Raw genomic sequence first — 14222 nt, 5'->3', positions numbered from 1 at the left:
GAACGGCCTGGGAGTCGCACCTGTGGCCCAACGGGACCAGTGCGACCTATGGATCACCCGCGAAGGCAGAGAGAAGCCACTGTTTCCTGCCGACTTCAAGGACTACACCTGGCCGAATCACCTGGTCAACAAGCTGCACATGGACGGCGGCGATCAGGGTGGCGCGGAGTATCTGGTGGTGCCCGACCATCGCCAGGAGCAGGTGGACCAACTCGATGCGGTGTGCCGCATCCACAGGATGAAGGCAGCGATGACCGCCACGGACTACCTGGAGATGATCATCGGGCAGGTCAAGGAGGACCGGGCATGATCGGGGAGATGACCGGGCAGGAAGCCGGCCTGGCCGGAGCACTCGCGCTGGCCGCGCACTACTTCCCCCGCAAGGACGACGAGGGCCACGTCCTGGCCGGCTTCGAAGAGGCCACATTTTTCGCCTATCGCAAGCCGCAGGCATGGGCGGAATGGCCAAGCCTGCCCATGGCCGAGCGGAATCTGATCCGCCAAGTGATGTTCTTGATGGCTCAGGAATGGACGGACGAGAAGAGGATCAGAGCCGCGGTCCTCGCGCTGCTCGGCACCCTGACTCCCGATCCCGCCTCCGCGGACAAGTCGGGAGGGTCGCTTCGGTTGCCATCCGGGGATCCGCATCTGGCGAACGCGGTGATCCCCCGGGTGGGAGGGGACTTTCTCGCTTACGCGCATCGTGTCACCGGCCCGTTCTTCACCTTCGGCAAGCGCCCCAAGGCGCAGGCGTTCGCCGGCCCGGGAACGCTCCGGACGAGGACGGCCTACCTGGGCAAGGAACATGGCACGACCAGCAGGGAAATCTCTATCCAGGAGACTCCCGGGTTCTTTGAAGCACCCGGCCACGAGGTTCTGCCGCAAGTGCACACCCGCCCGCAGCGCGACCGAGTCGCGCCGACGGTGAAGCAACTCCTGGACGTCGCCAAGATCCTCAGCGGGCAGAACAAGAGCGTCGCCTACCTGCACCAGGTACTCAAGCGCTTCTTCAAGAGCATGAAGACCACCGACGGCACGCTGACCGAACTCGACCTGACTGCCGGAGACCTACAGGTCCTCAACGCCCCCACGGGTAGCGGCAAGACAGTCCTGGTACGGGTCCTGGCTTCCTGGGCGGCGATGAACGACCGACGGATCGCCCTCGCCGTCACTGATGTCCGCGCCACCCTGGACATGGCCTGGGACATCAACAACGACTTGACCTACCTGCACCGGAAAGAGCATCTCGACGAGCCCGCTCACTGCACTCCGCTGATGTCTCCGTCGAGCATGCACCGCCGAGCCATGGACTACGCCGCCCTTGGGTCCTCCACCCAGATCGACGAGTGGGACCGGCGTGCCAGGACCGACATCGGGCTCCTGTCGACCGGCTGCGCGCAGCGGGCGTTGATGGACCCGCCCACCCTGTATCCGCACGGTGAGGAAAACTGCACCTCGCTGACCTCCGCGGCAACCGGCTCCACGCGGCTCACCTGCTCGTTCGCCCCGGTGTGCGGAAAGTTCCAGCAGTTCTATAAAGCCGCCGACGCGGCCGTCATCGTCACCAACCACGCAAACCTGCTGGAAGGCCAGACACGCATCGGCGTCGTCCTGGACGGGCAGGAGTTCCGCGGCAAGGCTCGCGGCACCAGGGGCATGAGCGTCCTGGAGATGACGCTGCGCGCCTGTGATGCGCTCGTGATCGATGAGATCGACGCATTCCAGACGGCTGCCATCAGCAGTTGCACCTCGGAAATCACTCTGGCCTCCCGGAAGCGGACGAGTGCGCTGCGGGAGATCGACTCCGATGCCAAGAATCTCCCCGTAGTCCATGAGATGGGCCTCGTAGCGCCGGTCAGTCACGCCCGGCTCATGGCTGAGATGCTGCTGCTGTGGCTCTGCTCCGGCAGCGGGCTGAAGATGAACCCGGGCAGCGAGGCGGACAGCCCTGACGGGGCCAGCCGCGACAACACCGGCTGGCGTTTGGCCCGGTCCAGGGACCGCGAAATCCTGCGCATTCTCTTCCCCGACCTGACCTCAGCTGAGGATGTTACGCCGGAGCTATTCGCCTTCCTCGACGAGATCATGCCCGCACCCTGGTTCGACGCAGAACCGGATGAGGAGATCGAGCTTCCCGAAGGAGCCGACTGGGACGCCGTCGAAACGGCCCTGACCACGCTCACGGCGCAGCGCGGCCAAGACCACCTCACTGATACCCGCGACGCGATGCGCACGCTCCTGTGCGATCTCGTGCCCGATGCGCATAAGCGAGCCGCCGTGGTGAACCTGTTGGTCACCCGCACCGTGCTCCGAGAGCTCGACGGTGCCCTGGACGAGGTGCGCATGCAGGCGCAGACTCTGCGCTACCTCGACCTGGGATCAGTTCGAAAGATCCTCGAGACGATGCGCAGCAGGACGGTCTCCACCCTCTACCCCCTGGCCATGCTGGGCCGCCTCATCCATGGCTACCAGGTGAAGGGTATGGACAACAAGGAGAAGGAAGCGGAGCTCCTGTCCCGTTCCTTCGGTGGTGATCCCCATACCTTCGTCAGTGAACTTGGCGGACTCACCGCCCTGCTGACCGCCGGCGTGCAGCGCCCGGTCATGGGTCTGTCCGCCACCGCGTACTTGCCCCAAGCAGTACAGGAACACATCCACGCCCCGGTCCGCTGGTGGCTACCCGACACCCGCCCCGAGTCCATCGTCACCGTCGCCACCCCGGTACGGGGCAACAACGGGGACGCCATGAGGGTCGGAGGGCTCCCTCAGGAGCTGAAACCGAAGGCGCTCCGCGACCTTGGCAGGGCCTGTACGAGCAACAGCTCTCCAGGCGCCTTGCCCGCCTGGAGAAGCAGGAACCGGAGCGGGCCCGCGTCATCCTCGCCGTCAACTCCTATGAGCAAGCTGCGCACCTTGCCGCTGGGGTGGCACAGGCCGACGGGCTGAATCACCGGGTCTGCCTATTGGTGAAGAAGCCGGAGAAGCAGCGCTACGAGGAACATCTGCCCGCTCATGTGGACCGGATGGTCCGCGAGGAGCTCAAGGAGTTTCCTGACCGGGGAGAGATCCTCATTGCGCCTCTCGCTGTGATCGGGAGGGGCCTGAACATCGTCGTCGGTACGCGCTCGGCGGTCCGTGATATCTATCTGTGCGTCCGGCCCGTTCTCAGCATCGAGGACACCGACTGGCTGCACGCGAGCGTCAACGCCGCCGGATTCAACACCCTTCCTGTCGGCGGCAGCGACGAGCCCCTGGCCGTACTGCGCACAGCGAGCGAAGCCTCCTGGAAGCAGCTGACCAAAATCCTTCGTTCCCCGGCCCGGTTCTCCAACATGGACCACGACCTGCGCAAGGAACTCGTGGCAGGCATGCTCGTCCTGCTCATCCAGCTCGCCGGCCGCGCTCGTCGTGGCGAGACCGACATGACACTCCACATCGTGGACCACTCCATTCACGACAAGAAGTTCAGCTCCGACCTGGCCACCATCATCGAGCAGATCTATCGCGACTGGACTCCCAAGCAGCGCGAAATCATGAATGAGCTCTACGGTCAAGCGCTTCAGGCATTCCTCACCTACGCGGGCCTGGACCAGGAGATGCTCTGAACTGACCACTGCAGCCTCCGTTTTGCTATGGCGGAGACAGGCCCGCATTCCTCTCCCCGGTGGGAGAGAACGAGAGACGAGGTACCCCTGCTCATGGGGCGAAGCAACACGCAGCGGGATCTCACCGCGCACACCACATCGATCCGGTGCACCCCGGAACTTCTGGGCGACATGACCGCCCTGGTCTGGGATTTCGGCGACTACCAATCGCCGGTCCGCAGGGCCTGGCGAGAGCTGGGGAGCACGGCAGCAAGAAACGGAAAGTGGATCAAGGACGTTCAGGAGTCCGACCCGTTCCTGGTCCCCTACTCCATCGCTGTCACCGTGCTCCAGCAGATCACCGACGGCTACGTCTACCTGGACAAGTACCTGGCCTTCATGGTGACGCTCAACCCCGTGGAGCCCGAGACTCTCAGGAAGGTCTTCACCTACCTGGAGGGCATCGCCCGTAAGGTCCCGCTGGACGAGATCCCCTTCATGGACCAGCCCACCTTGGCTCGGCTGGTGGCCGAGGCTGCGCCCCGGCGCCTCAGCCTCGCGGAGAACATCCTTCAGCCAGAGGACGGCAAGCCCGCCAGCCCGGACAGCTGGGCATACGAGGCGGTGAAGTGGCACATCGCAAGGAAACTGGCTTCGAAGCCGTTCCTCGACCAGGAAATCGAGCCAGTCCTTGAGGCGTATGAGGCTGCGAACGGCGAAACGAAGCACCGGACCGCCGACTGGCAGCCTTCCGAAAACATCGCGGCAGTGCAGTACCGGCCGATCAGCACCGGTGACCTGATCGCCTGGGACCAGCCCATCGGCCCAGTTTTCGCCAATCTCGCCCACCCGGTCGACCTTGGCGAAGCGATCATGGCCCTTCCCCAGAATCCCACCCGCAGCCAGGTCCAGTACGCGATGTCTCGCCTGTCGGTGAAGATGGCCACTTACACGGCCGAGCCGAATCCCGTACTGAATCTCGACGCCCACATCCGACGCGTCAACAACACGGTGATCCATGCCAGCACCGTCCTGGTGGACCAGGGGCGGACAGGCCCCTCATGTCCGTATCCCTAGATGGGCGCGGCTTGCGGCAGACGAACAAGCACGCGCTGGAAATCCTGGCGAAGATGAGCACCGACCGGTCATCGCTCACCGCTATCGAGGAACGCGTCACAGACGAGCGCAACCGGCTGAATGCCAAGGACGAGAACGGCAAACGGATCGACATCCTGACGCCGCCACCTGGTGCGATCAGGCCAACCATGCCCAAGACAGACTCCTTCGCCGTCGGAACCGGCGCCGGCATCTACCACCTCTCGCTGCTGCGAGACCACGTCCAGCGCGTCTTCGGCAACACAGCCTCCCTGCTCGACCTCAAGTCGAAGGGCAATGTCTTCGGCAAGCGTGCCCATGAGCCCGCCACCGCCGCCCAGGCGAAAGAGAAGAAGCAGAAGAAGGAGGACGGCGAGTACGTCGATCTCATCGGCAAGCCCTCTCCCGAAGGAATCCACCGTTCCGTTGAGGCGGCCGGGTACAAGAAGCTCCGCATCCTGTGCCTGTGGTACCGGGAAGCGACCCTCACTCGGATGATCCACGGGCTTGCCCACCCTTACGGCCTCGATCCCCACGACATCGACCCTGACCCCAGCGGAGAGAAGACCATCCCGCTCGCCGATGGCATCGAAGCTGTCTTCTGCAACGCCGAAGCCCTCCTGGAGCACGGCCCCGGCACTCAGCGCACCGCCGACGCCCAAACGATCATCAGTAAGTTCGCAGAACCCGGGGTCCTCCTCGCCGCGTGGTGCGAAACGGAGATCCCGGTGCGCGGCGAGGAGCACGAGGGTATGAAATCCGCCGAGGTGAAGACCGCCCTTGCGGAGAACGATGCCAAACACCAGGTCGTGCGAGAACTAGCCAAAGCCGCAGTGCCGTCTCAGTTCCTCGTCGGCCGCGAGTACGACTCCTTCACCAAGACCTTCAACATCATCAAGAAGCCCGCGAAAGCCTTCGAAGACCACCGCGTCTACATGGGTGTGCTGGACCTCTACCGTTCATGCGGCGTCGTGGACGACCGCTTCGAGCGCGCCCTCTACCCCGACGACGATCCGTACCCGCTGCCCCGCATGGCGTTCTGCGGCATCCACATCCGCAAACAGGCCACAGACCGCAAGTACAAGGGCGCACCCAAACGGATCATCACGGCCAGCGCGATCATCCCGTCTCCTGAACCGGGCGGCCCCTGGCGCATGATCGGTTGGAGCAACATCCATCCGCGGTGGGAGCACTACGCCCTCGCGCAGAGCAACTTCCACGCCGCCAATTACCCCCTTCACACAGAGAACGGGGACAGCGACTTCCAGCGCTGGGCACAGGCCGGCGATGACGTCCGCACGGCCCTCCAAGAGCTCCACGACGAACTCGACGGCCTGCCCTACGCCCTGATGATCGACGGCCACGCGAGCCGCCGCGTCTGGCCTGGCCTTCACAACAACAAGCAGGGCCTCGGAAAGGATCCCGACGACCCGCGCCTCTGGCTTCCCGCAAGCGGACTACCTCCGTCCTGGAACCCGGTCGGCATCATCCGCATGAACTGCGCGCAAGCAGAGATGCCCCGTCTGGTCGCCGTCACCGAGAAGCAGAAGAACGGCAAAACCGTCCCGCTCAAGACCTCCAGCGACCTGTACTACCCGGAGGACCGCCCCGAGGGTCACCCGTGGTTCCTGTTCACCGAACCCCGCAACTACGGCAAGAAGCGACACGGTCAGTGGAAGACCCGCTGGCGGGCCAAACCCGGAAAGGCATCGAAGAACGCCGACGAACGTAAGGAGAACGAACTCAACTCACCGTGGTACAGCATGACCACGCGGGAAATTACCCCCATGCACACGCGGGACGGGTACGACCGAGAGATTCTCGCGGTCGCTGCGGCACGGCTCAGCCACCAGGCACTCTCCTGGGCAGACCGGACGCGGTATCCCGCTCCCCTCCACGCCGCGCTCCAGATGGACCTTGGCCATCCCCAGTTCCGACGCTCCGAGCCGAAGGATCACGAGAGCATCGAGATTCTGAAGGAGGCCAGCGGGTACTGACTTGTAGAGCATCACTGGCAGCGAAGGGGCCGACCGCCCTTCGTGCACTGCACGGCCGCATCGGTTGCACCTCGGCCCACCTGGCTTAAAGCTCAGCCGACACGCGCACGAGTCGCACAGATATGACCGCGATGGCGAGCAGCACGCACCGGACTCGAACATAAGCTCGCCCAACTGGCCGAAACGACGTGAAGCCGGGCCCCGTCCGGGAGCCCGGCTTCATAGCGCGGGAGTACGGCTCAGCTGGCGGGGGCAAGCAGGAGCTGGTCCCGCGTACTCTCCGGCAGCACCCTCCGCAGTACCGGTGCCGTCGAGCTGAGCGACGAGGCGAAGGCGGCAACAAGGCCGTGCGGCACGCCGGCACTGAACGACGCAGCCCACAAGTACGAGGCACCCATCCTGGGCTCAGCCCACGCCTGCCAGCCCGTCGCACCCGGCTCGTCCGCCTCGACCGTCAGAGCGCGGGGGTCGGAGCCCTGGATGAGGGGCGGCACCTCGCCGAGGCTGAGGCGGGTAGTGAAGGTGGGATGCATTGCCGCCGCATGCGGTTGATCGGCGTCACGCAGCCAACCATGCGCAGCGACCGAATCGAGCACCGCCTCAGAGCCGGCGGACACAGCGCTGGGCTGGCCGCATGCGTCGAGCGCCACAAGAAAGTCGGCTGTGAATTCACCCGGGACGTCGCGTGTGAAGTAGGCGGACCAGTCGGCGAGCGGATTGCTCACATCCGAACGGGCCGACACCTGCCACGCGATCGGCAGCCCACCAAGATGGAATGGCTCGTCCGGCAGGACCCACTGAGCCCACCGAAGGCTGTCGGGACTGATGTGCAGGACCGTGCTGCGCAGCACCTGATGGTCCTCCAGCGGCTCGTCGAGTTCACGGTGCCCGCGAACGACGGTCAGGCTCGTCCAGCCGATGCCGGCGAGACGGTCCGCGACGGCATCGTAGGGACGTCCGTCATCGCCGGCCAAGTGCCGGGGACCGACCCAGTACGCGGATGAAGCGCCAATCGCAACGGATGGATCGAACGGGGAATCCGGACTCAGGAGCGCCTCCAAGGCATGGGAGTAGATCTTCTGCCCGCAGAAAAAGCGGGCGGGGTGCCAGGGAGCGACACGGCCAAGCGGGAATCCAGAGCTTACCGGAGCCACTGGTATTACTCCGAACCACGTGAACTGAAGATCTCCGGGAAGGTCGTTTACCTTGACATGCCTTGCCCCGCGTGGCCAGTCCTTCTACGAGTATTCCTGTCTGCCGTCGGCGAACTCCGTTTTTGCAGCGAGAGGTTCGGGTACCGGCCGCGGTTCGGTGGTTAGGGTGCCAACGGCTATTTGATGCTTGCTTTTCGGAACCGATCGGTGAAACCGCCCCAGGGGAGTGGCTCGATCCGTCAGAAACCTTCCGTCAGATGCCCAGTTCCTGCTCGATCGCCATGGTCACGGCTGGCCATGGAACATTCGGTTCACCGAACAGTCGCCAGTACCGGTACGACGCGCGCACCAGGGAGCTGACGCCCAGCCTCGCCACACCGGGATCGACCGTTCCGATCATCCGGCGGGTGATTCCACCAGCCCCTCGCGCGGCGGGACGGATGCCATGCGCGAGGAGAAGAGTGGCGGTGCGGACGGCATCCAGAGTCGGCGGTGGCGCCAGGGACGCGAATCTACCGAAGACAAGGTCCTTCCACCCCTGCCGCGTCCGTGCCCAGGCCAGTCGTTCCAGCCCGGTGCCCAGGTCTACTGCCATGCGCGCGGGGTTGTCGACGTTCCAAAGGAGGACGATATCGCCGAGTGTCAGGTCGAGGTGCCTGATGCGAAGGGTGATCCCTTCGACTTGGCGGCGCCGCCACGCTGCAAGCTCGCCGTGGATGCTGATGTGGCGCGCGTGGAAGCCCAATCGTGACAGCACGCTGAGCCAGCCGTCCAAGATGGCTCCGTACTCGTCCAGGTGCTGAATCGGCTGGACACGTGAGACGTTGACGAACGAGGTCAGAAACCCATCCCGGAGGGCACCTGTTGTGTCCCGTTGCCCGGTGAATCGGACAACGGGCTGGGGCAGGAAGCCGCTACGGTATGTCAGCGGGCGCCCGTCCTTAAGGAGCGGGTCGAGGGCTTGGACAGCTGAGATCGTCAGCTCGGTCTCGCGGCCCCATCGGAGTGGCAGGCAGGCGGCCTGTGGGACGCCCTGAGCCGCGAAGCCTGCCTTCAGCCCCGCCAGCAGCTCCTCCCATGACGGGGCGCGGCGAGGAGGGCAGTACGGAGTTCCCCTGTGCGCGTGTTCGATCGCGATCCGCCCGTCGGAGGCAGAGAACTCCCATTGCTTACCGAGGACTTGCTGTAGCGCTGCAGGTAGATTGCCCTCAGGAGGGGGTGACGTTCTGAGCGCGTGTTCCCTGGCCCAATGCGTCAGCATGACCGAGTCGACATCGCCGTGAAGTGGCGGGTCGGATCGAAGCGATGTATCCCGATCTCCTGGACTTCCGTGTGGTTGAGGTCCTCGGTCTGGTCGATGGCCAGGGCCAGAAGTTCCGCTGCTGTCTCGTCGCTCTGGTCCGGGTGGGCCACCGTAATCACGCCCGTACGATCGCACAGGGCCGCCTCGGCGCAGGTTCCATCGCGCCACGTGAGCGCGGCCATGGGGGTTCCGGCACGGAGAGACTCCCCGAAGACTGCGGCGCCAGCCTCCACATACGTACGGGCGTAGGTGTAGACGAAGACGGAGGCGCCGCGGATAGCGGCGGTCTTGGCGGGGCCGCCGAGTTCGCCGACCCACTTCACGTGGCTTGCGCTGAAGAGGCGTTCGTGGCGTCGCATGTATGCCTCATCGAATACCGGGCCGACGATCTGTATTCGGCGGCCGAGGATCTGGGCGGCCCGGACGGCGATGTGCGGCGCCTTTTCCTCGTCTATGCGGCCGAGCCACACGAGGTCACTGCCTGCTGTTGCCGGCGGCTCTTCCTCGTCAAGGCCGAGGTGGACAGCGAGTTCAGGGATTGGCTGATGTTCTGCGTAGCGCTCGATCATCTCGGGCGAGTAGCAGTAGAGACGTGACCGCTTGCCGTCGAAGGCCGAGTCGGCGTGCTGGAAGACGGGGGAGTGCTGGAACGTGGCGACGTCGCAGTCCAGCTCGTTCCAGGTACGCGTCCAAGCCGGCAGCGACGGATATTCGTGCCCGACGACCAGTAGGTCGTATCCGGTGCTTCGCAGATCGCGTGAGGCGAGCGATCCGGTGGTGATGTCTTCCAGGCGGACCGGCTTACGGACCCAGTCGTTCTTCAGGTCAGTGAGCCAGCCCGGCCCCAGAAGGTGTACGTCGGCGCCTGCGGCTCGGGCGCCTACGGCGACCGCCCACAGCCATCGTTCGATCCCGCCGTATCCGGCGGGTGGAAAGGCGTAGCTACCAGGGAAGTCGCAGACGCCGACGAGCACGTTATGCCTCCGGTGTTCCGTCCGCCGAGATACGGCGGAAGCCGAGGTACGGGAAGAGGGATTCGGGCAGGACGAGGGAGCCGTCCTCCTGCTGGGACTGTTCGAGAAGCGCGGCGACGGTTCGGCCGACGGGGAGGCCGGAGCCGTTGAGCGTGGCGACGAGCTTGGGCTTGCCGTCCTCACCGCGGGTCCGGATGTTCGCGCGGCGGGCCTGGAACGTGCCGAAGTTGGAGATCGAGGAGATCTCGCGGTACGTGTTCTGGCTCGGGATCCAGACCTCGATGTCGTACGTGAGCTGGGCGGAGAAGCCCGTGTCGCCGGCGGGGAGGGTGACGACCCGGTAGGCGAGGCCGAGCTCCTTCAGGCATGCCTCGGCATGGCCAACCATCTTTACTAGCTCGGCGTCAGCGTCCTTCGGATCGACGATCCGGACCATCTCCACCTTGGAGAACTGGTGCTGGCGGATCAGGCCCCGGGTGTCCCGCCCGTACGATCCGGCCTCCGAACGGAAGCACGGCGTGTGCGCGGTGAGCGCCAGAGGCAGCTCAGCGGGAGGGATGATCTCGTCGGCGTAGAGGTTGGTCAGCGGAACTTCCGCGGTCGGGATCAGGAACAGCTCCCGATCGGCGACGCCGGTCCTGAACAGGTCCTCCTCGAACTTCGGCAGCTGCCCGGTGCCGGTCATGGTCCTACGGGTGACCAGGTACGGGACCGCATGCTCGATGTACCCGTGCCGGCGGGTGTGGAGGTCGAGGAAGAGAGTCGCCAGGGCTCGCTCCAGCGCTGCTCCGGCACCGCGGGAGACCGCGAAGCGCGGGCCGGAGAGCTTCGTCGCCCGTGCGAAGTCGAGGATGCCGGTGGCCTCGCCGAGGTCGACGTGGTCCTTCGGCTCGAACGGGAAGGCCGGCGGTGTGCCGACGCGCCTGACCTCGACCGCGAACGCATCGGAGTCACCATCGGGTGCCGCATCGTCCGGCAGGTTCGGGATGCTGAGGAGGAGGTCGCGGAGCTGTTCCTGGACCTGCTCCTGCCCAGCCTCGATCTCCCGGATCTCGTCCTTCAGCTGGCGAGCGCGCTCCTTCAGCTTGGCAATGTCACCGCCCTGCTTGGCCGTCTGCTGGACCTCGCTCGCCACCCGCTTGGACTCTGCCCGCAGCTCGTCGGCCGAGCGGATGTTCTGGTTGCGCCGAGACTGGAGGTCCTCCAGTGCGGACAGGTCCAGTGTGTAACCACGACGAGCGAGCCGACGAACCGCTTCGGCACCCATTTCGATCAGGGCGCGGGCATCATGCATGAGGAAGATCCTTTAGATCAGGCGAGTGGGATGCGGATTCGACGGTAGCAACCGCCGAGCCTCCGTAGATCCGCAATATGGCCGCGCTATCACGGCCGGCGGCTTCTTGGCGCGCGTCTCGGTCAAGATCACTCAGCAGCGCCGTGATCCAGACGGGCAGCTCGGCGTCAGGTACGACGATCGGCTCGACGTAGGGCGCCTCCGGGAAGAAGAGCGGCATTGCCTCGTCCGAGCAGCGGCTCTTGTGCCAGAGGAGCACGGAGATCAGCAGGCCATGCCCTACGAGGACGCGGGGCCCGGGATGCTCCAGGGCAGCGAGCACTCCCTTGAGCATTCTCCGGATGCCCTCTCGCTGGGATTCGGTTCCGCCCTCTGGGCGCTTGGTCGCGCCGTGGCTGTCAAGCCAGACCGCGTATTCCAGGAACGGGCCGCCTTCAAAGGCCCCGTAGTCGAGTTCGTTCAGATGCGGGTCGATGACCAGCGCCGCTGCGGGAACACCCATCAACAGAGATGCTGTCTGCTGAGCGCGGGGGAATTCGCTGGTCAGCCACGTCCGCACTGCGTGGAGGGGAAGGGTCGACCAGCCCCGGCTCAGCGACTGCCGTCCCTCCTCGGTCAACTGGATGGGCTTGGACGGGTCGCCATTGACCAGATACCGCCTGCTGTAGTTGGTCTGCCCGTGGCGGAGGACGTAGGTGGTCACGAGTCCCTCCTTGGGATCGACGGTGAAAGGCTGGAGAGCACTTCCGACATGCGTTGTGCCCTCGGATCTCTGGACTCGATGTAGAAGAGAAATCCGTCGACGGCCAGTGCTCTGCACCATGGAGCCAATACCGGGACGGGGATCCGGGAGATTCGGGCGGCAGCGGCGAGCCGCCTGTCGATTCCGTGTCCGAGGTCGTAGTAGACGGTCCAGAAGGCCCAGTCGAACACTGCGTCGCCCACCATGGGCAGCGGATCGAGCAGGCGCGGGAGGCCCATCCAGTCGAAGGGCACGTTCTCGCGGTACAGGTCCGCGTGCAGGACGGTCGTGCGGCCTGCGTCTTCCGTCAGGTCGGCAAGCGACGGGCAGACGGCGTCGATGAGGGGACGCCACGCACCGAGGCGGACTGTCTGTATCCGTTGCTCGATCCGGGGCAGCATTTCCGTTCGCAGGTGGTCTGCGAGCAGCGGAAAGCCGGTGGGCCGGTTCCTGCGCCGGCCGAGGGTGTGCAGCCCGTGGAGGGCGACAGCAACCATCTGGATTTCGCGTGCTGGCCGATCCGCGCCACCGGGGCGACCCCCCACCAGTTCCAGTGCGGCAACCCCAAGATCGTTCGCCACCTCGACCACGTCCGCAGTGGGGCCGCCGGCCCACAGTTGCAGTGCGCTGATCTCGTGCCGGTACCGAGCAGGGTCAGCCCATGCCTTGAGGAGCAGGGGACGGCCGTCGGAGGAGGTCGCCAACGCGATCACTGAGGCGTGTCCGGCGTCGTGGTAGCTGCTGAGGGACAGCTCCCAGCGCTCCGCGGCCTGCTCCAGCAGGCCAGGGGCTGCGTCCAGCCACGCTTGGACCTCGGGCCCGTAGTGGGTGAGCAATCGCTGTCGGCACCCTGTGGGAATCTCTCCGAGCGTCCGCGTCCTCATCAGCTCAGCACGATCCCGTCGGAAACGAGCTCATCCGTCAGGGCCGGGAACTCGCCGAGAGCCTCCGCGACCAGTGCTTGCACCTTGTCGACCTCGGCGTCCGGCGAGGACAGGCGGACGAGGATGCGCCAGGGCTGATCGAGCCGCTGTCCTGTGGTGCTCACCAGATGAACCTCGGCGTGTCCTCCGGTTGCCTCGTGAAGCCGGCTGGCGAGTCGCTGCGCGGCCACGTTGTAGAGCTTGCCGACGTGGTAGACGGGATTCTTGCCGTTGGCACCCTCCAGGTTCATCGGCCGTAACGGCGTGATCAGCCCGTTCACGCGGTTGCCTCGCCCCACCACGCCCTCGTCACCGGATTCGATCGAGCTGCCGGAGTAGGTCAGGTACAACTCGTCCTTCTCCGGGACGTCGCGTGCGTTCAATCGGAAGCGGGCCTTGGAGCCGGGCAGTCGAAGGTCGGCAAGCCGGTAGCACTCAGCAAGGACACTCTCGGTGTTTCCGACGTACTCCGCGCGGCTGCCGACGTGACGCGACTTCTGGGGGACGCACAGCACGACGTCCGCCTGCTCCCCGTCCCAGTACCCCATGAGCTTGACGTCCGAGCCGCACCACGCGCGGGGGAGGGTGAACTCGCTCTCGCCGGAGAAGTGGTCCACCAGCTCACGGACGAAGGACTCGAAGGGGTTCTCCGGCGCCCAGCCAGTGCCGAGGGAGGTGTCATTCGAGAGCCGCACACGCCGCTCGCGAAGATCGTCTATGGAGCGTGGGTTGAACCAGCGGGTTCGGTCCGGCACCGCGTCGCCGGTGAGGACGGCGCCTGGACTCGAATTGCTGGTGATGTTGAAGGTGATGTCGAGGTGCTCCGAGACCTCGGCGAGCCGCTCGGCGAAGAACGCCCGAACCTCGGCTTCCACAATCTCCGTGACCGGGATGCGCTCACCAGCGCAGGCTGGTGCCGCCCTCCCGTTGACCAGGACCCGCACCGGCGACGTCATCCCACCTCCCCGTAGCGGACCTCGCTGGCCCCGCCAAGGAGTGCGAGCTTGTCGAAGTTGTGGTGCAGCACGGCGCCGAAGCGTGCAACGGTGTATCGGCTGTAAGCGCGGGACAATCGCTCGGCAAGGTGGTCAGCAAGAGTGTCCGGGTGGCCGAGCCCTTTGCGTTCCACGATGGTCGTCGCATCCGGATGGGCCAT

11 protein-coding genes and 1 pseudogene are annotated in these 14222 nt (G+C 65.4%); 5 read left to right on the top strand and 7 right to left on the bottom strand.

The genetic code is table 11. The features are described 5' to 3' along the window. Window positions 1-22 precede the first annotated feature (22 nt). The 5 genes from LNW71_RS36505 to LNW71_RS16815 all read left to right on the top strand — a co-directional run bounded on the left by LNW71_RS36505 (window position 23) and on the right by LNW71_RS16815 (window position 6676). Window positions 23-310, top strand: coding sequence for a hypothetical protein (locus LNW71_RS36505; RefSeq protein WP_250968973.1), 288 nt, complete (start codon window positions 23-25; stop codon window positions 308-310). Beyond that, window positions 307-2946, top strand: coding sequence for a hypothetical protein (locus LNW71_RS16830; protein ID WP_250968972.1), 2640 nt, complete (start codon window positions 307-309; stop codon window positions 2944-2946). Before LNW71_RS36505 ends, LNW71_RS16830 begins: the two co-directional genes overlap by 4 nt. After that, window positions 2925-3605 carry a hypothetical protein gene (locus LNW71_RS16825; RefSeq protein ID WP_250968971.1) on the top strand — a complete coding sequence of 227 codons (681 nt, stop codon included), beginning with the start codon at window positions 2925-2927 and terminating at the stop codon, window positions 3603-3605. Before LNW71_RS16830 ends, LNW71_RS16825 begins: the two co-directional genes overlap by 22 nt. A gap of 93 nt (window positions 3606-3698) precedes the next feature. Continuing rightward, entirely contained in the window at window positions 3699-4661 is a 963-nt protein-coding gene (locus LNW71_RS16820) for a pPIWI_RE module domain-containing protein (protein WP_250968970.1), read from the top strand. Next, window positions 4646-6676 (top strand): RNaseH domain-containing protein, encoded by a 2031-nt coding sequence (locus LNW71_RS16815; protein ID WP_250968969.1) that lies wholly within the window; start codon window positions 4646-4648, stop codon window positions 6674-6676. Before LNW71_RS16820 ends, LNW71_RS16815 begins: the two co-directional genes overlap by 16 nt. Before the next feature lie 239 nt (window positions 6677-6915). On the opposite strand, the gene LNW71_RS16810 is transcribed toward LNW71_RS16815, so the two are convergent. From LNW71_RS16810 to LNW71_RS16780, 7 genes and pseudogenes are all read right to left on the bottom strand, one after another. After that, window positions 6916-7737: a DUF317 domain-containing protein gene (locus LNW71_RS16810; RefSeq protein WP_250968968.1), complete on the bottom strand. Its 822-nt coding sequence runs from the start codon at window positions 7735-7737 to the stop codon at window positions 6916-6918. Window positions 7738-8083: 346 nt separating this feature from the next. Beyond that, window positions 8084-8605: a hypothetical protein gene (locus LNW71_RS16805; RefSeq protein WP_250968967.1), complete on the bottom strand. Its 522-nt coding sequence runs from the start codon at window positions 8603-8605 to the stop codon at window positions 8084-8086. A 479-nt stretch (window positions 8606-9084) separates the two neighbouring features. Beyond that, window positions 9085-10107, bottom strand: a complete 1023-nt coding sequence (locus LNW71_RS16800; protein ID WP_250968966.1) for a glycosyltransferase — start codon at window positions 10105-10107, stop codon at window positions 9085-9087. Window position 10108: 1 nt separating this feature from the next. Next, complete coding sequence (gene serS / locus LNW71_RS16795) at window positions 10109-11401, bottom strand: serine--tRNA ligase (RefSeq protein WP_250968965.1); 1293 nt, start codon at window positions 11399-11401, stop codon at window positions 10109-10111. Beyond that, on the bottom strand, window positions 11394-12104 hold the full coding sequence (locus LNW71_RS16790) for a histidine phosphatase family protein (protein ID WP_250968964.1): 711 nt from the start codon (window positions 12102-12104) through the stop codon (window positions 11394-11396). Before LNW71_RS16790 ends, serS begins: the two co-directional genes overlap by 8 nt. Then, on the bottom strand, window positions 12101-12979 hold the full coding sequence (locus LNW71_RS16785; RefSeq protein ID WP_250968963.1) for an aminoglycoside phosphotransferase family protein: 879 nt from the start codon (window positions 12977-12979) through the stop codon (window positions 12101-12103). Before LNW71_RS16785 ends, LNW71_RS16790 begins: the two co-directional genes overlap by 4 nt. A 47-nt stretch (window positions 12980-13026) precedes the next feature. After that, a pseudogene (locus LNW71_RS16780) lies at window positions 13027-14222 on the bottom strand (methionine adenosyltransferase).

Source organism: Streptomyces sp. RKAG290, assembly GCF_023701695.1.
Classification (GTDB): Bacteria; Actinomycetota; Actinomycetes; order Streptomycetales; family Streptomycetaceae; genus Streptomyces.
This window is presented reverse-complemented; position numbering and strand designations above follow the sequence as displayed.